Origin of the sequence: Bacillus weihaiensis (assembly GCF_001889165.1) — a bacterium.
Lineage (GTDB): Bacteria > Bacillota > Bacilli > Bacillales > Bacillaceae > Metabacillus > Metabacillus weihaiensis.
In genome coordinates this window covers 3,396,060-3,417,814 of the sequence record NZ_CP016020.1, presented here as the reverse complement: position 1 = coordinate 3,417,814, position 21,755 = coordinate 3,396,060, and the positions used below count along the sequence as shown (strand labels likewise).

General features: G+C 36.1%; 22 protein-coding genes. 12 read left to right on the top strand and 10 right to left on the bottom strand.

Features of this window, described 5'->3' with window-relative positions; genetic code table 11:
• Positions 1-122: 122 nt before the first annotated feature.
• Positions 123-3,704 (top strand): CheR family methyltransferase, encoded by a 3,582-nt coding sequence (locus A9C19_RS16520; protein WP_072580965.1) that lies wholly within the window; start codon positions 123-125, stop codon positions 3,702-3,704.
• On the opposite strand, the gene A9C19_RS16515 is transcribed toward A9C19_RS16520, so the two are convergent.
• Both A9C19_RS16515 and A9C19_RS16510 read right to left on the bottom strand, forming a co-directional pair.
• Positions 3,687-4,316, bottom strand: a complete 630-nt coding sequence (locus tag A9C19_RS16515) for a hypothetical protein (RefSeq protein ID WP_072580964.1) — start codon at positions 4,314-4,316, stop codon at positions 3,687-3,689. The two genes, A9C19_RS16520 and A9C19_RS16515, sit on opposite strands and share 18 nt — an antisense overlap.
• A gap of 18 nt (positions 4,317-4,334) precedes the next feature.
• Positions 4,335-5,012, bottom strand: a complete 678-nt coding sequence (locus A9C19_RS16510) for a cobalamin B12-binding domain-containing protein (protein WP_072580963.1) — start codon at positions 5,010-5,012, stop codon at positions 4,335-4,337.
• Between the two features lie 298 nt (positions 5,013-5,310).
• Here A9C19_RS16510 and A9C19_RS16505 point away from each other — a divergent pair, with 298 nt between their 5' ends.
• The gene (locus A9C19_RS16505) at positions 5,311-5,889 is read left to right on the top strand and encodes an NAD(P)H-dependent oxidoreductase (protein WP_072580962.1); all 579 of its coding nucleotides are present in this window, start codon (positions 5,311-5,313) and stop codon (positions 5,887-5,889) included.
• A gap of 187 nt (positions 5,890-6,076) precedes the next feature.
• Entirely contained in the window at positions 6,077-6,655 is a 579-nt protein-coding gene (locus tag A9C19_RS16500) for a class D sortase (RefSeq protein ID WP_072580961.1), read from the top strand.
• A 418-nt stretch (positions 6,656-7,073) separates the two neighbouring features.
• Here the strand turns inward: A9C19_RS16500 and A9C19_RS16490 are convergent, their stop codons facing one another.
• On the bottom strand, positions 7,074-7,979 hold the full coding sequence (locus tag A9C19_RS16490; RefSeq protein ID WP_072580959.1) for an RluA family pseudouridine synthase: 906 nt from the start codon (positions 7,977-7,979) through the stop codon (positions 7,074-7,076).
• Positions 7,980-8,145: 166 nt separating this feature from the next.
• On the opposite strand from A9C19_RS16490, the gene A9C19_RS16485 reads away from it, so the two are divergent.
• On the top strand, positions 8,146-8,550 hold the full coding sequence (locus tag A9C19_RS16485) for a DUF5365 family protein (RefSeq protein WP_072580958.1): 405 nt from the start codon (positions 8,146-8,148) through the stop codon (positions 8,548-8,550).
• A gap of 529 nt (positions 8,551-9,079) precedes the next feature.
• Here the strand turns inward: A9C19_RS16485 and A9C19_RS16480 are convergent.
• Complete coding sequence (locus A9C19_RS16480; RefSeq protein ID WP_072580957.1) at positions 9,080-9,553, bottom strand: thioredoxin family protein; 474 nt, start codon at positions 9,551-9,553, stop codon at positions 9,080-9,082.
• Between the two features lies 1 nt (position 9,554).
• Positions 9,555-9,986, bottom strand: a complete 432-nt coding sequence (locus A9C19_RS16475) for a disulfide oxidoreductase (protein ID WP_072580956.1) — start codon at positions 9,984-9,986, stop codon at positions 9,555-9,557.
• Positions 9,987-10,215: 229 nt separating this feature from the next.
• Here A9C19_RS16475 and A9C19_RS16470 point away from each other — a divergent pair, with 229 nt between their 5' ends.
• The 3 genes from A9C19_RS16470 to A9C19_RS16460 all read left to right on the top strand — a co-directional run bounded on the left by A9C19_RS16470 (position 10,216) and on the right by A9C19_RS16460 (position 14,813).
• Entirely contained in the window at positions 10,216-10,620 is a 405-nt protein-coding gene (locus A9C19_RS16470) for a CBS domain-containing protein (RefSeq protein ID WP_420835837.1), read from the top strand.
• Positions 10,621-10,945: 325 nt separating this feature from the next.
• On the top strand, positions 10,946-12,487 hold the full coding sequence (locus A9C19_RS16465; RefSeq protein WP_072580955.1) for a bifunctional GNAT family N-acetyltransferase/carbon-nitrogen hydrolase family protein: 1,542 nt from the start codon (positions 10,946-10,948) through the stop codon (positions 12,485-12,487).
• Between the two features lie 580 nt (positions 12,488-13,067).
• Positions 13,068-14,813 carry a phospho-sugar mutase gene (locus A9C19_RS16460; protein ID WP_072580954.1) on the top strand — a complete coding sequence of 582 codons (1,746 nt, stop codon included), beginning with the start codon at positions 13,068-13,070 and terminating at the stop codon, positions 14,811-14,813.
• A 245-nt stretch (positions 14,814-15,058) separates the two neighbouring features.
• Here A9C19_RS16460 and A9C19_RS16455 read toward each other — a convergent pair whose 3' ends face one another.
• The 4 genes from A9C19_RS16455 to A9C19_RS16440 all read right to left on the bottom strand — a co-directional run bounded on the left by A9C19_RS16455 (position 15,059) and on the right by A9C19_RS16440 (position 17,204).
• Positions 15,059-15,247, bottom strand: a complete 189-nt coding sequence (locus A9C19_RS16455) for a hypothetical protein (protein ID WP_072580953.1) — start codon at positions 15,245-15,247, stop codon at positions 15,059-15,061.
• Between the two features lie 70 nt (positions 15,248-15,317).
• A complete protein-coding gene (locus A9C19_RS16450) occupies positions 15,318-15,977 on the bottom strand; it encodes an ABC-2 transporter permease (RefSeq protein ID WP_072580952.1) in 660 nt (219 codons plus the stop codon).
• Positions 15,961-16,818 (bottom strand): ABC transporter ATP-binding protein, encoded by an 858-nt coding sequence (locus A9C19_RS16445; protein WP_199445840.1) that lies wholly within the window; start codon positions 16,816-16,818, stop codon positions 15,961-15,963. The genes A9C19_RS16450 and A9C19_RS16445 overlap by 17 nt, the downstream gene beginning before the upstream one ends.
• A 5-nt stretch (positions 16,819-16,823) precedes the next feature.
• The gene (locus A9C19_RS16440) at positions 16,824-17,204 is read right to left on the bottom strand and encodes a GntR family transcriptional regulator (protein ID WP_072580950.1); all 381 of its coding nucleotides are present in this window, start codon (positions 17,202-17,204) and stop codon (positions 16,824-16,826) included.
• 191 nt (positions 17,205-17,395) lie between these two features.
• Between A9C19_RS16440 and A9C19_RS16435 the strand changes: the two genes are divergently transcribed.
• From A9C19_RS16435 to A9C19_RS16425, 3 genes are all read left to right on the top strand, one after another.
• Positions 17,396-18,523: a GAF domain-containing sensor histidine kinase gene (locus tag A9C19_RS16435; RefSeq protein WP_072580949.1), complete on the top strand. Its 1,128-nt coding sequence runs from the start codon at positions 17,396-17,398 to the stop codon at positions 18,521-18,523.
• Between the two features lie 4 nt (positions 18,524-18,527).
• Positions 18,528-19,175, top strand: coding sequence for a response regulator (locus A9C19_RS16430; RefSeq protein ID WP_072580948.1), 648 nt, complete (start codon positions 18,528-18,530; stop codon positions 19,173-19,175).
• A gap of 89 nt (positions 19,176-19,264) precedes the next feature.
• Entirely contained in the window at positions 19,265-19,792 is a 528-nt protein-coding gene (locus A9C19_RS16425) for an NADPH-dependent FMN reductase (protein WP_072580947.1), read from the top strand.
• A gap of 73 nt (positions 19,793-19,865) precedes the next feature.
• Here A9C19_RS16425 and A9C19_RS16420 read toward each other — a convergent pair whose 3' ends face one another.
• Positions 19,866-20,111 carry a YhdB family protein gene (locus tag A9C19_RS16420; RefSeq protein WP_072580946.1) on the bottom strand — a complete coding sequence of 82 codons (246 nt, stop codon included), beginning with the start codon at positions 20,109-20,111 and terminating at the stop codon, positions 19,866-19,868.
• Positions 20,112-20,270: 159 nt separating this feature from the next.
• Here A9C19_RS16420 and A9C19_RS16415 point away from each other — a divergent pair, with 159 nt between their 5' ends.
• Positions 20,271-21,269, top strand: coding sequence for a M14 family zinc carboxypeptidase (locus tag A9C19_RS16415; RefSeq protein ID WP_072580945.1), 999 nt, complete (start codon positions 20,271-20,273; stop codon positions 21,267-21,269).
• A 141-nt stretch (positions 21,270-21,410) separates the two neighbouring features.
• On the top strand, positions 21,411-21,755 hold the full coding sequence (locus tag A9C19_RS16410) for a DUF3889 domain-containing protein (protein WP_072580944.1): 345 nt from the start codon (positions 21,411-21,413) through the stop codon (positions 21,753-21,755).

Here is a 21,755-nt window from a genome sequence, read left to right as displayed (position 1 = left end):
GAATTTTAGTATCTTAGAGATATAAGGTAAAATAGAAAGAATAAGGAAGTAACGATTCATGTATAATGATAGGCAAAAAGAGCCACTTATAAATGCGACACAGTAGGAGAAGGAGGAACATTATGTCTAACAACACAGAGGGTCAAGGTGTTCTCGATCGTAATAGTACTAAGAACGAGACACCTTATATTGTAGGGCTGGGTGCATCTGCTGGCGGACTTGAGGCGATTGAACAATTCTTCCAGGCTGTGGATACTGATATACCAGCAGCATTTGTCATCGTCCAGCACTTATCGTCACAATATAAAAGCTTAATGCCAGAGATATTAAAAAAATACACAACGATGAAGGTAGTTCAGGTGGAAGAAGGAATGATCCTGAAGCCGAATACAGTTTTTCTATGTCCTCCTAACCATTATCTGTATATTCAAAAACCTGGTATGCTTCGTTTAAAAAAATACGACGAAGGCAAAGTCCTTAATGACCCGATTAATCACTTTTTTACTTCTTTAGCAGATTTCGCGAAGGAGCGGTCGATTGGCATCATCTTATCAGGGAAAGGATCTGATGGGACTACTGGTTTAAAGGATATACATGAAAATAATGGGTTGTGCTTAATACAGAATGAAACGGCAAAATATCAAGACATGCCTGAAAGCGCGATAAAATCTGGAGTAGCTGATTTTATTTTAAGTCCTTCTGATATGCCACAGCACATTATAACCTATATGGAAACAGTACCGGTAGATTTTAATGAATCAACACTTCAACAAGTGTTAACGATGATACATAAGAAGAGTGGCATTGATTTTTCAATGTATAAAAGAAATACGGTTGTTCGCAGGATTGAAAGACGTATGAGTTTAAGTGAACAATCCTTTCAAACATTAGGTGATTATAAAAATTACCTCCTAGAGAATCCTAGAGAAATACGATATTTACAGGAGGATCTTTTAATAGGAGTCACACACTTTTTTAGAGATCAAGAGGTTTTCAATTACCTACAGCATGAATTAATTCCGAATATGGTAGATGAGAACTTAGTGAAAGGTCGCAATAAAATGCGTATTTGGATAGCTGGCTGTTCTACTGGACAGGAAGCATATTCGTTAGCCATTCTCTTTAATGAGGAAATTGAAAAAAGAAAGATTGATATGGATTTGCAAGTTTTTGCAACTGATATTGATCGAGATTCGGTTAAGTTTGCTAGTCAAGGTACCTATTCTGAGCAGATTGTCACGACGATCCCTACAAATCTCTTAATCAAATATTTTGATAAGGATGGTAGTGACTATCAGGTAAAACGTGAAATTAGACAAAAAATTGTTTTCGCTCCACATAATATGATAAAAGACTCACCTTTTGTTAATTTAGATATGATTAGCTGTCGTAACGTCATGATTTATTTTCAGACAGAACTTCAACAAAGAGTTTTATCTCTATTTCATTTTGCCTTAAAAGATAGAGGCTATTTGCTTTTAGGCCCTAGTGAAACAATTGGAAAGTTGTCTTCATTATTTGGACCTATTGATAAAAAATATAAAATCTTTAGCAATCATATATCAGACCAAACACAGCATTTCTCTCAAGCTTTATTATCAAGTCAAACACAGCAACATGATGCAAAAAAAGAAAAGCTAGGTGTGGAGACTTATCGAGAAGGGACTAGATTTAAAAATCCAGATGAGTTCTACTATGCTTTAATGGACGAGCTATTACCTCCGAGTATCATAATAAATGAACATAATGAAGTAATTATTTCAACAGGGAACGCTGGAACATACTTAAATCTACCAAAAGGAAAATTAAACTACAACATCTTTAATATGGTTCCAACAAACCTATCTGTGGCGATTGGAACCGCTATTAAAAAAGCACGTGAAGATAACAAAGAAATAAAGTATGAAAACCTACTGATTAATCGAAATGAAAGCAAACAAGTTAAATTAGTTGTTAAGCCTCTAAAGCATGCAAAACAAGGATATATTGCGTTATTTATTGAAGAACATCGCCCTGAATCATCGATTATCTTTAAGAATGAATCGATTGCATTTGATCATGATTCAGCCTATAATCAGCGTATTTTTGATTTGGAGCAAGAGTTGTATTATACAAAACAAGGTCTTCAAACAACCATTGAAGAGCTAGAAACCTCTAACGAAGAGCTTCAATCCACGAATGAAGAGTTAATTGCGGCGAATGAAGAATTGCAAAGTACAAATGAAGAAATGCAATCTGTTAATGAAGAGTTAATAACCGTGAATTCTGAGTATGAGAAAAAGATTAAGGAACTAACAGATTTAAATAATGACATGGATAACTTCTTAATCAATACAAATATTGCTACGATATTCTTAGATAAGAGATTTCATATTAAATTATTTACTCCTGAAACGTTAAAAATCTTTCATTTAATCGAACGTGATATCGGTCGACCGATCTACCATATTTCCCATCGATTGGATTATGATTACTTCATGAATGATATTGAGGACGTATTGCTAACAGCAAAAGCAGTGAAAAAAGAATTGTCATCAAAGGATGGAGAATGGTATAGCGTTAAGATCATGCCCTATCGAACAAATGAGAATATTATTGATGGGATTGTTATTACATTTGTCGATATTACAGCGATAAAAAAAGTGAATCGAGAACTTCAATTAAGTATGCAGGCTATTGAATTAAGTCCAGCCAATACAGTTTTCACAGACTTCCAAGGAAAAATTGAATATGTAAGCAGTAATTTTTCTTCTCGTCTTGAAAAAGAATCGACCGAGTTAATCGGAAGGAAATTAAAAGATATATACGCCGACTATTATCAAGGTGTTGATTTTGAACAATACTGGAAAAAAGTAAGAGCAGGAGAAAAATGGTCTGGTGAAGTCTCATATAAAACGCCAGCTGGTGAGGAAATGTGGGAGAACCTCACTCTCATTCCAGTTGAAAACGAAGAAAATGAAGTCGTCCAAATTCTACGTGTTGGAGAGGACATAACAAAAAGGAAAAGCTCGGAGCAAATGCTCGTAAAGTCTGAAATGCTATCTGCAATTGGTCAGTTAGCAGCTGGAATTGCTCATGAGATCCGAAACCCTCTTACATCCCTTAGAGGCTTTTTACAGCTTATGATTCAAACGAATACGTATAGCAAGGAATATGCTGAAGTCATGATGTCTGAATTCCTAAGACTTGAGGAAATTATTAATGAATTTTTAGTTCTTTCAAGGTCAAAATCAGCTACTTTCTTAGATGTAAATATCAACAAAATCATTAAAGATATTTCGAAAATCTGGGAAACGCAAGCGATTCTCAACAATGTAGAAATAAAAACAAACATAGATCCAAAGCTTCTTGTTGTAAAAGGAATCGAGAATGAATTAAAACAGGTGTTTATTAATATAGTGAAAAACGGAATTGAAGCAATGGAAGGGCAAGCTGGAAAGCTAACCATAGAAACATTTAAACAACCAAACGATACTGTGCTTATTCGATTCAAAGACCAGGGGAAGGGCATACCGAAGGAAAAGCTAGAAAAGATGGGCGAACCTTTCTTCACAACGAAGGAAAAAGGAACAGGCTTAGGATTAATGGTAAGCTTTAAAATCATAGAGAGTCACCAAGGCAAAATTCAGTTTTTAAGTGAACTAGATAAAGGCACGACAGTAGAAGTTACGTTACCTCTATCTAATTCAGTCGAAGCGGTCTAAAAGAGGCATTAATGTTAAATAAAAATCAATGGATGAACGTAAATCGTTTAATTCATCTAAAATCAGTTCAAACTGATCACTTTTACCACTTTCAATAATATCTGGGCGAAGTAAACTAAGTAAGTCTTGAATTTTTTCTAGCTTACTAGGCAATACCTTTAAATTATCTGAAGAACTCGTTAAATGATAGAGATCTGTATCATTCAAAAAGGGTTGAAAAAGAGAAATGATTTCTTTTCGATGATGCTGCTCTAACTTATCTTTGTCAGTTACCATTAGTTGTTCTCTGAGCATATGAACCTGGTGACTGACTTTTTTTAAGTTTTCTTTAAGTGGTATACAGACAACATAAAGATCATTCGTTACGTTTTTTCTTAAATAGATTTCAAATAATTCTAGCTCATTTGAAGCGGTAATCATATTTGCTTCAAATTTATCCTTGTCATTTGACGTGAGGAAAAAAGACACCTTGTTCTGACTGTCTATATCAACCAACTGCAAAAAGTTGCTATGAGATGAAAAAAGCTTTTTTGCCATATCAGATGAAGTCAAAATTTGGAAATCTTCATTTAAAATAAAAGCAGGAACTGGTACATTTTCAAGTGCGATCATTGTGTTCAACACACCTTTTTAGTTAAAAGTTTTTGCACGATCTCGCTGTTTCGCTCTCTCTTTAATCCAATGGGAAAGCTCCTCTAGATCAGATATAATGATGGTGTCCTTAGAGACGAAATGAGAAAATTGATATTTATCTATTAATCGACTACCAATCATTAGTTGTGGCTTATAGTCAAGCTGTTCTAAAGCTTTAATATAAGTTGGAATTTGTTTTAGATGATGACTAACCGTGACAGAAAAACAAATGACATTGGGCTTCATTTTATTTGCAAAATGAATGGCATGCTCAAGCGGTAAGTTAGGTCCCAAGTATTTTACATTCCAGTTATGCTCTTTAAACACATTTGCTGCCATCTTTATCCCAATATAATGCTCTTCTCCTTCTATACAGAATAACATGACTTGTTTGGATTTCCTTTCATGTTGCTCATGCGTTAGCATCTGACCAAGATTGGCATCTAATTTAGTGAGTACGAAATCTGCAGTACCGGTCGCTAGATGCTCATCAGCCACGCTAATCTCATCGATTTCCCATAGGTAACCGATATAGTATAAAGCATCTCTAACAATATTTTCATACACGTAGAGGGAGGTGTATCCTTCGAAAATTAAATTTTCCACTAGTTTATATGCGTTTGTTGTATCACCATGAAGTAATAGGTTCGCAAACGTTTTTGTTAAATCAGTCAAAAACACCAAACCCTTTCTGATTTAATCTACTTCCTATTATACAGTTTCTATCAGAATCTTCATCTATTAAACTGCAAAAAGGATTAAAGTAACTCTTTTTCCTATATTTCGTTGCTAGAAATATATCCATCGTTCTATCGAAAGTAAATTGTTTCTCTCCTTGTCAGTTTGTAAAAACATGTGTGTTAGATAAACCTGGTCCTTCTATTTACCGGAAGCAAGTACCACACCTTTTTTACATGTTTGATTTCTCCTCTGAAAATCCATACTAGTAGAAAAAGGATAAACGGAGGATTGAATGAAAACACTTATTATCATTGCACACCCAAATGAAAATAGCTTTAACTATGCAATAAGTGAAGAAGTGCAAAGTCATTTAAAGAATAAGAATCACGAATTAAAAATAAAGGATCTTTATAAAGAAGGCTTTGACCCTATTTTAAAGGAAGATAATTATCTGCAATTTTATCAAAATAATGTACCGAAGGACATTCATGAAGAGCAAAAATTAATCACTTGGGCTGAAAACCTTGTTTTTATCTTCCCAACCTGGTGGAATGGAATGCCTGCGATGTTAAAAGGGTATCTTGATCGTGTTTTTACAAATGGATTTGCCTTTCAATTTTCAAAAGGGAAAGTGGAAGGGCTTTTAGCTGGGAAAAATGTAGTCATCTTCCAAACAACTAGTCAAACCGAAGATTTCATGAAACCTAATCAATTAGTATCCTCTATGGAAACAACAATAGACTTAGGCTTTTTAAATTATTGCGGGTTTAATGTGATGACTCACAAATTTTTTTATTCAGTCCCCCAAGTGGATCAAGAAACAAGAGAGAAGATGTTAGGAGAAGTGAGAGGGGTTGTGGATATTATGTAATGGTGTTCCCCTTCCAGGGAAAACAATCTGAAATTTTCTATCTTTTAAGAATGAATGACATAAATTGAATCATTAACCTTTACAAAAAAATTACAATGAGACAAAGGAATTGTTCTCTTAATTCCGATTTGCCTATGATAGCTATGATATAATATGACTAACATTTTTAAGAAAGCGTGGTAGGGTGATGAAGAAGCTATCATATTTATTTATCGTGATAGGATTGTGTATCGTTGGGTATGCAGTGTGGGAGATTGTCGATACCAACATGCAAACCTCTGAATCTTTAAACAAAGCAAAAGCAATGGTTGAATCACCACCGAGTAAAGAAGTCTTTAAGCAGGAAGATGGAACCTTTAAACCACCAATCGGAGAAGCAATAGGGATCTTGCAAATTCCACGTTTGGAAGCGGATCTTCCTATAGTAGAAGGAACGGATCCAGATGATTTGGAAAAAGGTGTAGGACACTACAAGGGGAGCTATTACCCTGAGGAAAATGGTCAAATTGTCTTGTCCGGACATCGAGATACTGTCTTTCGTAAAGCTGGAGAGCTAGAAATTGGCGATTCTCTAGAAGTAATATTACCCTATGGAGAATTTGAGTATGAAATTACGCATACCAAGATTGTGGAAGCAGACGACCTAAGTATCATCACTTTACAAAATGAAGAAGAAGAGCTTTTATTAACAACCTGTTATCCGTTTAGCTACGTAGGGAATGCGCCGCAACGATATATCATTTATGCAAAAAAGAAAGCCGTATAAGACAAAGCGGTTGGGACATAAGTGGTTCAGTTAATGAAGTTAATGAGAAACCCGAACGATCAGGTGATTTTCAATGAAAATCTCCCATATCGTTCGGGTTTTATTCTGTGTCACGACATGTATTATTTATGCATACGATTGTTAATCGCTAATGTAATGGAGCAGAAGCACTTGCCTCCGGCGGGAGGTAGAGGAAAGGTGAGGAGGCTAAAGCTTCCTCCCTAGGAAAAAACAGTTCATTTTTTCCCCGCGGAAAGCAAGTGGATGCAGCGGAATGGAACGTACTTGTCCTTCCACCGCAACATATTAATAAGTATCAACGTGTTAAACGATAATCGTTCGTCTTTTATAAAAATTAAGGAGTTTTCACCTAACCTCTTTTTTAGTCTAGAGAAAATCTGTTCTAATAATAAGAAAACTATCTTAGGATTGCAGACATATCTTTAGGAAGTTCTGCCTCACAATTTATCGTTTCTAATGTAATAGGATGAGTGAACGAAACCATTTTTGAGTGTAGAGCCTGTCTTGTAATGAGTTTAATACTACCTCCATATAGTCCGTCACCTAAAATAGAATGTCCTAGATAACTCATATGAACTCTAATTTGATGAGTTCTCCCTGTGTCTAGCTGAAGGGTAACGACTGAAAGGTCTTTCTTTTCATCATAATGTTCAACCTGATAGTGCGTAATGGCCTGTTGCCCCTGAGGAGAAACTCTTCTTCTTGTGGGATGGTGCCTGTCACGTCCTATTGGTTTGTTAATCGTTCCTTTTTGAGGCTGTAAGTTGCCTCCTACGAAAGCAAGGTAGGTTCTTTTTATCTTTTTTAATTGGAGAGCTTGATCCAACAAAGTATGAGCTAAATCATTTTTTGCAAAGATAATCGCACCAGAGGTCTCTTTATCAAGACGGTGAATATGCCTTACTCGAGTCTGGATACCCATTGTTTGATAGTAGTAGGCAACAGCATTAGCTAGTGTGCCTACTTGATCTGAGTGGTTTGGATGTGTATCCATTCCGGCTGGTTTATCGATAATAATGAGGTGATCGTCTTCATATAAGATTGAAAAGTCGTGTTTCTCAGGAATTACTCCAAACTCCTCTTCTTTAAAAAGGTGAATCGAGAGGATATCTCTATCTCGAAGCTGGTGATTTACATCTGCTTTTGTATTGTTTCTTCTTAATGATCCTTCTTTATTCCATTTTTGAATGGTGGCCTTTGAGACACCTAATTTGCTTGATAAAATATGAAAAACAGTGTTGTTTGCAAAGCTTTCATTTATCTTTATTTCAAACCATTCTCCTGCGCGTTTCAATTTATTCATCAATCCTTTTTGTACAGATTCACGAGTACAAGTATATCATAGCAATGTGTGTATGGATGGACAATCTATTATCGGTAACATCTACCTCTGCACTCTTTCTAAGTCATATGGTATGCTTAATGAAGTGAAATAACTAGATGTTTACTAGATAAAAAGGGTGATGTATGTGAAGGTTGTTGTTGCTTCAACGGAAGAGCAAGAAAACCATATTGAGGAATTGGTCGGGCAGCTTTATTCAGAGATCTTTCCTAAATTCTTTCCAGACCATAAAATTATGGATTTTCAACACCAAAATGTTCTTAAACCACAGGAAACAGATCAATTCTATAATGGCAATTTAAAGGATGCTTTCCAAATTATCTCTAGCTTACAAGCTGTTATTGTTATGTTGGATTTAATAGATGAATGCAAGCATGAAGAGGAATATAAAGCTATGTTTGAACGTAATACCCAAACCTTGAATGAATACGGTTATTTTTTTCCTTTTTCTTTCTCACAATTTGTAAATGCTGAAAGCCAGGAAGGTGAATTTAGTCAGTTTGTGAAACCGGCTAATTCATGGTTAATATAGGCTTTTAAAAGCAAAGCAACTTAGCAATTAGTGAATGAAGAACTAAACGATTCGTTTTTTGGGATACACTAAACAAGTGCTACTCTAAAGCCTTAAGGCTGGTTCTATGTATTCATTTTATAAAACTCATGCTACTAAGTAATAGATGATACAATCTTAAAAGAGGCTAGAACATAAGTGGTTTTAGTTAATGAGAAACCCGAACGATCAGGTGATTTTCCAATGAAAATCTCCCATATCGCTCGGGTTTTATTCTTTGTCACTACATGTATTGTTTATGAATACGATTGTTAATCGTTAGTGTAATGCAGCGGATTGGAACGTACTTGTTCATCCACCACAACATATTAATAAGGAACAATGTGTCAAACGATAATCGTTCGTCTATTAAAAAATGAATGAGTTTTGTCACATGCTCTTTTCGTCGATAGTCTGAATCACAAGGCTAACGTTGATAGTAGGCGTCTTGTGCTCTTCTTATAAACACATCGACATCCAGTTCTAGCGGTCTGGTTTTTATGCAAGGTTCTTATTCGCCTTGCTTCCATTCCTCTAGTAGTTCACGGAAGGCTTCTTCTGTATTTGATCCTTCAGAACGAGCGACTTCTTCTCCATCTTGGAAGTGAACAAGTGTTGGTGTGCCTGTAATGTTGTAATCTCTCCATCCATCTTCAAATTCCAGCAAATTAAATTGTTTAACTTCGACATCTAAGTCATTAGCGAGAGGCATTAATACAGGAGTTGTGGCGATACAATGATCACACTTAGGGCTAAAGAAATAAACAATCGTATCTTCCTTCTTTTCTAGCTTTGTTTCTAATTCCTCGGGTAAAATGATGTTTTGATAATTTGCATCATCAAGCAGTGAAATTGTAGCTGGATCAAGACTAGCCTTATTGTACATGTTTCCCTCTGCTTTTTGTTTATTTTGATAGGAAGTGACAAAAGCTAGGGTACCAAAGAGAACTAATATAATTGAACCAAAAATAAGTATTTTTTTCATATTAACGACCTGCCTTTTTTAAAATCAAGATACTAGTAATGAAAATAATGGTAAAACCGATTAATGCTAAAAATGGGATGGTTATAAATCCAAGCCAGTTTATATATTCTCCAGTACATGGGACGATCCCACACGAAACTGAATTCTCACTAAGAAAACTAATTTTCTGAACTCCGTAATGATAGAGAGAGATACAGCCACCTATACTAGAAAGAATGAGGGTATAAAGAGCAATTGAAGTATCTTTTTTACTTAATCCAATTCCTAAAATAATGACCAATGGATACATAAAGATTCTCTGATACCAGCATAGATTACATGGCGTGTATTTCATAATTTCAGAGAAATAAAGACTTCCTAAAGTAGCAATGAATGATGAAATCCAAGCAATGGATAGAAGGTTTTCAATCATTTTTTGATTTTTTTCTTTCATTTGAGTCCTCACGATTTATTGTATTTTGTCACTCGTTTAAATTATAAGCGTATCAAACAAGCCTGTAAATTAAATAGAATGTGACAAATTCATGACAAGCTACGTATGTACTTGCTATTTTTTGCGAATTATTGCTCTTTATCCCTAATAAAATCTGTAAGCAATGAAAGCGGCTACTTTGTTCATACTAAATATGAAAGGGGAGGATCACTTGAATATTCAAGGTTGTATGTCAAGAAATGTTGCCACTGTTTCTTCAAACCAAACAATTAAAGAAGCGGCAGAGTTAATGAACCAGCATAATATAGGATCAATTCCGGTTGTCGATCAAGGAGAGTTAAAGGGAATTGTAACGGACCGTGATATTACATTACGATCAACTGCACAAGGATTAGATAGTAATACAATGGTATCACAGGTCATGTCCACAAATCTTGTTTCGGGACATTCCACAATGTCAACTGAAGAGGCAGCAAAGGTAATGGCACAGCATCAAATTAGACGATTGCCAATCGTTGAAAACAATCAACTAATTGGGATTGTAGCGTTAGGTGATTTGGCAACAAATCAAATGTCTGACCAAGCTGCAGGTGTAGCGTTAACCAATATATCTGAGCAAAATAAAACATTTTAAGGGTAAATGAGAGGGGACATCATCATCATGTCTCCTCTTTTTATTGAGCTCCTTTTAACCATCGTCTCTTTTTAATTGAATGCAAAAGGTATACACTTCATGCACTTGTAAGAAAGAGTGGAATGTTTTTTGCTTGTAGTAACCTTTTGAATAAGTGTACTTAAGGTGAAAAGTGAAAGTGTATTTTGTATACTAGTAATGAGGAAGAGATGAATACGATTTAGAATCATTGGCACATTTTTGAATTGAAAGATGAATCAGGTTTTTACAGAGGGAATAAAGGGTAAGATAATAGGTGTATTATCTATGAAAAGGAGACATTTGTATGTCTGAAAAGTTGGACTTATCTAAATTTGAGAAAAAGATGATTATCCGAAATATCGAGAAAACAGATATAGAGGATATTTTAAAGCTTCAATTAAAGTGTTTCCCCGGAATGGAACCATGGAAACGTGAGCATCTCGAAAGTCACCTGGAACATTTTCCTGAAGGACAGTTTTGTGCCGAATTTGAAGGGAAAATTATTGGTTCCTGTTCAAGCTTACTAGTAAATTTTGATGAATATGATGACCGTCATACATGGGATGATATAACAGATAATGGATATATTTCGAATCATAATCCAGATGGGTACAATATGTACGGAATAGAAGTGATGGTGCATCCAAACTACCGTCGAATGAAAATCGGTCATCGCTTGTACGAGGCTCGTAAGGATTTGGCGAGAACAATGAATTTGAAAAGTATTATCATTGGCGGTAGAATTCCAAATTATTATAAATTTGCCGATGAACTCACACCTCGTGAGTATGTTCAACAAGTATCTTTACATAAAATCTATGATCCAGTTCTCTCCTTCCAGCTCTTAAACGAGTTTACATTAATGAGGATTAATCCAAATTACTTATCAGATGATATGGCATCCTATCAATATGCGACATTAATGGAATGGAACAATGTGGATTATCAGCCTAATCCTAAACGATTTTATCAAACGGCGAATCCAGTTCGGATATGCGTTGTCCAATATATGATGAAGCAAATCGATTCATTTGATGAATTTGCCAAGCAGGTGGAGTATTATACCGACGTTGCGTCTGACGCTGGCAGTGACTTTGCAGTTTTTCCAGAAATTTTCACAACACAGCTAATGAGCTTTCTCGATGAAAAAACACCGAGCAAAGCCATTCAACGCTTAACGGAATTTACGGAGGAATATATTGAATTATTTACAGAGCTAGCTGTCCGTTATAATGTCAATATTATCGGTGGTTCGCATGTAGTTGAAGAGGAAGGGCGAATTTATAATATTGCCTATTTATTCCGTCGTGATGGAACGATTGAGAAACAATATAAACTACATATTACCCCAAATGAAAGAAAATGGTGGGGAATTAGTAGAGGAGATCAAGTGAAGGTCTTTAATACAGACTGTGGAAAAATCGCGATCCAAATATGTTATGATATCGAGTTTCCAGAATTAGCACGTATTGCAACAGAAAAAGGAGCAAAGATCATTTTTACACCATTCTGTACAGAGGACCGTCAAGGATATTTAAGAGTAAGATATTGTGCGCAGGCACGTGCAGTTGAAAACCAAATTTATACCGTTATTGCTGGGACAGTAGGAAATCTGCCACAAACAGAAAATATGGATATTCAATATGCTCAATCCGCTATTTTCTCCCCATCTGATTTTGAATTTGCAAGGGACGGAATTGTAGGAGAGTGTAACCCGAATATTGAGATGGTCATCATCGGTGATGTTGATCTTGAAATACTGAGACGTCAACGACAATCAGGAACAGTCAATCAATTAAAAGATCGTCGTAAGGATATTTATTCTATTACTTATAAAAAAGAATAGACATACGAAATGAGGGTGACTCAAAAGGTTGTTAAATAACGACCTTTTGAGCACCCTTTCTTTCTGAAGTAATCGGTGTTTCTTTCAGCTTTTCTTCTAACCCCGCGGAAAGCAAGTGACTGGAGCGCAATGGAACGTCCCGGTTTTTACGTTAACTGAATTAAAAAAATAAAAGTATGAAAAGAGGCTAACCCAAGGTCTAAAATCTAGACTTTTGGGTCAGCCTCTTTTGTTGTCGTTTAGGGAGTGACCAAGTACAACGTTTCTGTCGATAAAAGAAATATCCTACTAAAATAAGCTTGTTCATCTTGAGTCTAATGAAGACTTTCCGCTAAACAAATCTAGACTGATAGGTAACCATCACTCTTTCTGAAATATGAACCCGTTCAATTATAGTAGCCGAGCTGCTTCTATTATCATCATTGTTCTAGTAAAATAATGTTGGGAAATAAAATTAGGAATGAACGCCTATTCATCGCTAATTTTGTAGAAAATCCTTCATGTCGTTCAGTTGAACTTATGCTAAAATAAGGATGGAAATAATAAAAATAGGACAATAAAACACTCCTAGGAGGTAAAAATGAGCTGGGAATCGAGTTATCAACGCTGGAATACTAAACAAGACTTAGATCAAGAATTAAAAAATCTTCTACTAGAAATGGAAGGTAATGAGCAAGCGTTAGAAGATTGCTTTTACAAAAATTTGGAGTTTGGTACTGGTGGAATGCGTGGAGAAATAGGGCCAGGAACAAACAGAATGAATGTGTATACTGTTCGAAAAGCAAGCGAAGGCTTAGCTACATACATAGAATCTTTCGGAGAAGAAGCGAAGAAACGTGGGGTTGTTATTGCTTATGATTCACGTCACAAGTCCCCTGAATTTGCAATGGAGGCAGCTAAAACGTTAGCTTCTCATGGTATCCAAACGTATGTGTTTGAAGAATTACGTCCAACTCCAGAACTATCCTTTGCTGTGCGCCATTTAAATGGCTTTTCAGGGATTGTTATTACTGCAAGTCATAATCCTCCAGAGTATAATGGATATAAAGTATATGGAGATGACGGCGGTCAATTACCACCAGCAGCTGCAGATACAGTAATAGATTATGTGAACCAAGTAGAGGACGAGCTACTTATTCAGGTAAAGGATGAAGCAGAGCTAAAAGAGCAAGGTTTCATTAAAATGATTGGGAAAGAGATTGATCAAGCTTATACAGAAAAATTAAAAACAATCTCAGTAAATCCAACATTATCACAAGAAGTAGATGTAAAGGTAGTATTCACACCGCTTCACGGTACAGCAAACAAGCCAGTACGACTTGGATTAGAGGCACTTGGATATACAAATGTTACTGTAGTTAAAGAACAAGAGCTACCAGACCCTAACTTCTCTACTGTAAAATCTCCAAACCCAGAAGAGCATGAGGCCTTTACACTTGCTATTCGTGATGGGAAGGAAGTTGATGCAGATGTACTAATTGGAACAGATCCTGATGCAGACCGTCTAGGTGTTGCTGTAAAGAACAATGATGGAGAATATGTTGTTTTAACAGGTAACCAAACAGGTGCCCTCCTTCTTCACTACATTCTTTCAGAGAAAAAAGCAAAAGGCACACTTCCTACAAATGGAGTCGTGCTTAAAACAATTGTTACGTCTGAAATCGGTCGTGACATTGCGTCTGCATATGGTTTAGATACGATCGATACATTAACAGGCTTTAAGTTCATTGGTGAAAAAATCAATGAGTACGAGCGTACAGGTCAATACGAATTCCAATTCGGCTATGAAGAAAGCTATGGTTATTTAATTGGTGATTTTGCTCGTGATAAAGATGCTGTTCAAGCAGCATTACTTGCAGTTGAGGTCGCGGCATACTATAAGAAAAAAGGACTTACAATGTACCAAGGCTTACTTGAGATTTTTAACGAATATGGCTATTACAAAGAAGGCCTACAATCTCTTACTCTTAAAGGAAAAGCAGGTGCGGAGCAAATCCAAAGCATCCTAACTAGCTTTAGAACAAACCCACCAACTGAAATTGCAGGGAAGAAGATTGTCACAATTGAAGATTACAAAACGAGTGAACGCTTAAATGTTTTTGAAAATTCAACAGAAACAATTGAATTACCAGGATCAAATGTATTGAAATATACATTAGAAGACCAATCATGGTTCTGTGTAAGACCATCTGGAACAGAGCCTAAGGCGAAGTTCTATTTTGCAGTGAAATGTGACACACTTGAACAGAGTGAAGAGCAGCTTCAAGCGTTACAGACCGGCGTAATGGAAAAAGTAAATAATCTTGTAGCAGCAATGAGTAAGTAAGCAAAATAAAAAAGAGCCTGGCACCTTATCGTAACAACTATGCACTGATTATTCCAGTGCAAAATGTATATTGTATCGGAGGTTGCCTGGCTCTTTGTTTTATCCCAGCCCTATTTTTGCTCTTTGTTGATTGGAGTGGAAGACAGGACACTCCTGCACGAGAAGCTAAGCATATCAAAGGGAGGGGTTCTGAACGCAAACAGAAAGCGTGAATGCCTGTAAAGAAAATCTACAACTGCCTGCTTTTAAAAGTAATTCCCACTTATTCCGATATAAATTAAACATGAAATAGTAAGGAAGCAAGTAAGATACATCACTTTAAACTTCCTCGATAAGGATTTCATCCAGCCCCATCTTTTACGGTTATGATCAAGCCACATGTAATCAATCGCTAGCGTTCCCATGATAATGCCTATTATTAAAAAAGGGGACATACCAGTACCTCCTTTTATTCGGATTCATACCATATTTTAACATAAAAGTAGTTTGTATCCATTTGAGGTCTTAAAGATCTTTCTTAGAATAAATTCGAACTGACGCTTGAAAAGATAAAAAGGTTAAAAATAAACTTATAAGAAGCATACTACCTGCAAGTAACCATTCATGATACGAAATACTCTCAACAAATTCTGTTACTTGTGGATATCGTGGGTTAGCAGCTAAATTTAAGACAATTTGGAAACCGATGCTGCTTGTAATGAATAGAAAAAGAGTTAAGAATGCTGCAATTTTATCACCAAAAGCATATAAGAATGGATAGTAGACTGAAATAAATAGATAGGTACCTGCTAAACAAATTACGTATTCTGCCGGTGTAATTAATCTTGATGGAAATGGGGCAAAGGTATGAAATAAAAATACATAGATACTACAGATCACAAAGGCAATGAGATACCAGATCAGACCAGTCATGTATTTTGCCAATACAATCTTCTTTCTCGTAACAGGCAGACTATTTACTAATCTCGCCTGCATATCTTCCGATGTTTTAGTATTGTAATTAGAATATAGGATAAGGCTAGATCCCAAAAGAAATAACAGAATGAGATGTTTATGTGGTGAACCATCTGTGAAAAAGTTTGTTAATGGTATGAACCATAATAGGTTAAGTAAAAATACATGTTTTGGTAAGGTGTAAAGATCTTTTTTAACAAGAGCTTGCATGTGATTTCCCCCTAACAGTATAAAACATAATGTCTTCTAAGCTTGGCTTCTCGATAATGATTCCTTCAGCATTTGTCATGCTAGAACGTAAAGCAATCCCTTCAAAGCCCAATGAAGATTCTTTTAAGCCGATGATAGTCTGCCTATCCATTTGATCAAGTACTTGCTTTGATCCTTTTATAAGGACGTACTTATGAAGTATTTCATCCTTCTCTTCACTGAACACAATCTCACCATCTTTAAGAAAGGCAATATAATCAGCGATCTGCTCTAAATCCTTTGTCATATGTGTAGAAAAGAAGATGGCTTTTTCCTCATCCTGGACAATGTCTAAAAGGATATCTAAAAGCTCTCGACGAAAAATAGGATCCAGCCCAGATGTTGGTTCATCCATTATAAGAAGAGTAGGCTGATGCGAAAGAGCGATTGCCAAGGAGAATTTCATCTTCATTCCCTTAGAAAGATCTTTTATCTTTTTGTTTGTAGGTAACTGAAATGTAGCAAGATAATGATGAAAGATGTCATCGTTCCAATTTTTGTAGAACATTTTCACCACATTTTTGTTTTGATGAATAGATAAATCTTCATAAAAATAGTTCTCATCATACACAAACCCAATGTTTTGTTTAATCTCCTCTGTCGCTTCTTCATGTGTTTTCCCAAAAAGCTTAATTTCACCTTCATCAAATCTAATTAAATCCATAATGCAACGAATTAGTGTTGTTTTTCCTGCCCCATTAGGGCCAATTAATCCTGTAATAAATCCTTTCTTAATGGATAAATCGATTTTATTTAATGTGAATTGTGGTCTAGTTTTACATAAACCTTTCACCTCAACAATGGTATTCATAAATTTCCCTCCTCATAAAGTAGAGTTAACATATTTTTTAGCTCATCTAGGTTGATATCGAACGCTTTACTATCGTCAATCACTTTCACTAATTGATCTTCAATCATTTTAAGCTGCTTTTCTTTAAGAAGCTCTTTGTTCTGTGCAGCAACAAATGATCCTTTTCCAGGAAAGGTTTCGATAAACCCTTCTCGTTCAAGCTCCTCATAGGCTTTTTTTGTAGTAATCACACTAATTTGTAAATCTTTTGCAAGCTTCCGAATGGACGGCAAATTTTCTTTTTCTTTTAGTTGGCCATGAAGGATTTGATCTTTGATTTGGTTTTTAATCTGCCTATAAATAGGCTGGTCTGTCGTATTTGAAATGATAATGTTCAAGCAGTCACCTTCTTTGTTTATACTGTTTATATATAATATATACAGTATAAACAGTAGTGTCAACCATAAAATGGTTTTTGTTCTACTTTCTCCATCAAAGGTCGTAGAAAAATTCATACGGAATACGAAGGCTCTTTTTCTAGATCTCTTGTTATAATATGGGTAAGAAGGATAGAGCTGGTGGTGAGAAGATGATGGATTCTAGATTTCAGAAGTTAAAGACATTAAAAGTTATCGCGGAAAAGCTTAACGAAGCAACAGATATAAAGGAAATGCTAAAAGATGTATTAAAAGAGCTTTTACATGTGACGGGACTTCATTCTGGATGGATTTTTACGATTCAAGAGAATGGTGAATATGAATTAGCAGCTGACCATAGGTTACCACCTGGTTTAGAGTGGAACCAGAAAAAACCAATGTGTGAGGGTGGATGTTGGTGTATTAATCGCTATCATGATGGGCGCCTTAAAACGGCCGTTAATATTATAAATTGTAAACGAATTGAGGAAGCAATTGACCAGGAGTGGGGAGATACAAATGGAATTACTCATCATGCAACCGTCCCATTACGAGCAGGTACTGAAAAATTCGGATTATTAAATGTAGCATCACCGAACAAACAGCATTTTTCAGAAGAAGAGCTTGCCTTACTTGAATCTGTAGCTTATCAAATTGGAACTGCAATGAAACGAATTCAACTTGTTGAGAAAGAACGAAAGCATGCACTTATTGAGGAGCGAAATCGATTAGCGCAAGATCTCCATGATTCCGTTAACCAACTCCTATTCTCTATCATGCTAACGGCAAGAGGAACAAAGGAAATGACTCAGGAGCCTGATGTGAAAGAAATGCTCACATATATGCAGGAACTATCTCAGGAAGCACTCAACGAGATGAAAGGGCTCATCTGGCAACTAAGACCTCCTGGATTAGAAAACGGAGTGGGGGCAGCTTTATTACAATATGCAACTATTTTAGGATTGACTGTAAAATCTTCTATAGCAGGAGTCAGCACCTTACCATGTCATATTGAAGAAGAGCTATGGAGGATTGGTCAAGAAGCGTTAAACAATTGCAAAAAACATGCTGAGACCAAGGAGGTATCTCTTACACTGACTCGCCAAAGTACATTCGTTGAATTGGTTGTTGGAGACCATGGGACTGGGTTTAATTATAATGAGCACGCTCAATTTCCGACCTTTGGGTTAAAAGGTATGAAGGAACGTGTAACAAGGCTTAATGGAATCTTTTCTTTAGAAAGTTCACTTGGAAAGGGAACGGTCATCACAATTACAATTCCTTTACAAAGAGGTGTTTAAAAAAATGACAACCATAAAAGTAGTAATAGCGGATGATCATCATATTGTTCGGCGGGGACTCAAGTTCTTCTTAAAAACACAAAAAAACATCGAAATTATTGGCGAGGCAACAAATGGTCGCGAGGCTGTTGAACTTGTCTTGCAGCTCAAACCTGATGTGGTTCTGATGGATCTTTCAATGCCTGAAATGGATGGAGTGATGGCAACGAGAGAGATAAGAGCGAGTGATACAGAGGTGAAAATTATCATCTTAACCAGCTACGCCGATCAAGATCATGTCATTCCTGCAATTCGAGCAGGAGCATCTGGCTACCAGTTGAAGGATATTGAGCCAGATGAATTAGTGACAACTATACAAGATGTGATGAAGGGAGAAAGTAAACTTCATCCTAAAGTGACTTCACATGTTATGGCACATGTATCAATAGAGAAGCAGGCGCAGCACGCCAAGCACGATGATCTAACGAATCGGGAAAAGGATGTTTTGAATGAGCTTGCAACAGGGAAGAGCAATAAAGAGATTGCGTCCGCTTTATTTATCACAGAAAAAACAGTGAAAACACATGTATCCAATATCCTGTCAAAGCTTGAACTTTCTGATCGAACCCAGGCTGCACTATATGCTGTGAAACATGGGGTTGTGAAGGACTAAAAGGATACTTTTTAAAGGGAAATGTTACATGAAGCAGTATGAACAAGGTATGATACAAGCTAGATATTTTAAAGGAGTGTTTCAATCAAATGAATATATTGATAATAAACGGAAGCCCTAGAAAAACAGGAAGAACAAGAATCGCGGCTTCGTTTCTAACAACTAAATATGGTGCGGAAATGATTGACCTTAGTGAAGGAAAGCTACCATTCTTCAATGGATCTGAGGACCAAAGAAGCCATCAGGAAGTAGTGGAAATAAAACAACAAGTGAAACAGGCAGATGCTATTGTCCTATTGTCACCAGAATATCATAACGCTATGAGCGGAGCGTTAAAAAATGCACTTGATTTTCTAAGTAGTGAGCAGTTTGCCCATAAACCAGTTGCCTTGATCTCTGTTTCTGGTGGAGGGAAGGGTGGAATTAATGCACTAAACAATATGAGAACCGTAATGAGAGGCGTATACGCTAACACAATTCCTCGTCAGCTTGTTCTAGACCCGCATTGTTTTGATTATGAGAATCAAGTGTTGACGAAAGAGCCGGCTGAGCTAGTAGAAGCACTTATCGGTGAACTGAAGGTATATACAGAAGCAATGAAACAGATTCAAGGATAGAAAAAGGGTGACGCTACTGTCACCCTTTTTCGTGTTTTATTGCTGGTTGAACGTTTCAGGCTCCCGAAACGTTTTATATATGATGGACATGCTCTAATTCTGGTTCATCAATGTCAACGGCATGATCTATATAGCGTAACAACGAGTATAATTGTTGTTCAACTTCTTTATAATCTTGCTCAAAGTTATATGCGTGTAAAAAGTGTTCGATTTTTTTTGAAAGAAAATCGTCCTTTGTGCGAACCATTAATATGAGTAGGTTATCCCACTGTGAACGATGCGTGTAGTACAATGCTTTATCATAATCAACACTGTTCATTAAAATCCCTCCTTTTAAGGAGATATGATTATTGTGTGTGAAATGTTCTTTTTTTTACTGTGTAAAACTTGGCGATGTTAATAAATCAAGGTTGGAATTGATTACATTTATAAAAAAGTAAATCGTAGGAATCCTAATTATTAAAAAGGGATTTTTACCATGAAATTAACAAATATTTTTTCGATTTTTCTCACAATTCTTATGTTTACGACACCATGTAGGGCCATACAAACACCTATTTATACTTATGAATCCTTAACAAAAGAGTTGCGTCAATTGGCCTCAAAAGATGAAATAGAGGTAAAAATTATCGGTAAATCTGAATTTGATCGTAACCTCTATGCGGTCAAACTTGGACATGGAAAAAAGAATGTGTTAATTACGGGAAGTCATCATGGGCGCGAATGGTTATCGACTCATATCATAATGAACATGATTCATACGTATGTAGATGCCTATCAAAGCAAGCATTCATTAGGGGGACATAGCTTGAATATAGTAGATCGTGTTTCCATTTGGTTTGTTCCAATGGTTAATCCGGATGGTGTAACCATTCAGCAAAAAGGTGTGAACGAATTACCGTATGTCCTACAGGAGATTCTTTTTGATATGAACAATGGCGATGATAACTATAAGAGATGGAAGGCCAATGGACTTGGTGTGGATCTTAATCGTCAATATCCGGCAGGGTGGGAAACCATTCAGGGGAGTCCACGTAATGCATGTTATTCTCACTATAAGGGAAAGAATCCACTGGAAGCAAAGGAAGCAAGAGCTTTGGCCACGTTCACAAACGAAATAAACCCAATGGCTTCACTGGCCTATCACACATCTGGCCGTGAAATCTATTGGTATTATTTTAATGAGTTGAATAATCTTGAACGGGATTTGTTGCTTGTTGATACCATCTCTACTGTAACTGGATATGAAATCGCCTATCCTCCTACCACGGCATTTGGTGGTGGTTATACAGACTGGTTTATAGAGACCTTTAAAAAGCCGGCACTTACACTTGAGTTGAGCTATTTGGTAGAGGAAACAAATCCTCCATTGTCCGTTCTTAGGGAAGAATGGGAGAGAAATAAAGAAGTAGGTCTACTCTTAGCTGAGTTTGCAGACAGCTATTTAAATGAAGACCGAGAAATCACTAATGAATAAAGAGTGCTGCTGTAGTGTAGCTTATTAAGTATAAAGAAGAGAATAGCGAACGTACGAATTTTTCATGTGAATATAGAATACATTTCCTATAGAGGGACAAATTAATGTTACGTACACAATTAAATGAAGGAAGAGATGAACTTGATCCCACAAACGAAAATTCTTTTTACAGTTGTAGCTTTTTTACTTATGTTAACAGCAGGAATGAAAGCTTATGGGGAGCACAATGATCAAGAATTGGACTATGAGAAATGGAGTAAAATAGCCATTTCATCCGTTCAAGAAAAATATCCAAATGCAGAGGTTACCGATTATAAATATGTAAAGCGTGAAGAGGTAAATGAAGCGGAATCAAAGGATGTTTTTCATCTTAAAGTGAAAGAACAGGAAAAAATAATGATTGTAAATGTAGATGTAGTTTTTAACCCTATCAATGGCAAGCTAATCACAGTTAAGATGGAAGAATTAGAGCAACAGGATTTTTAA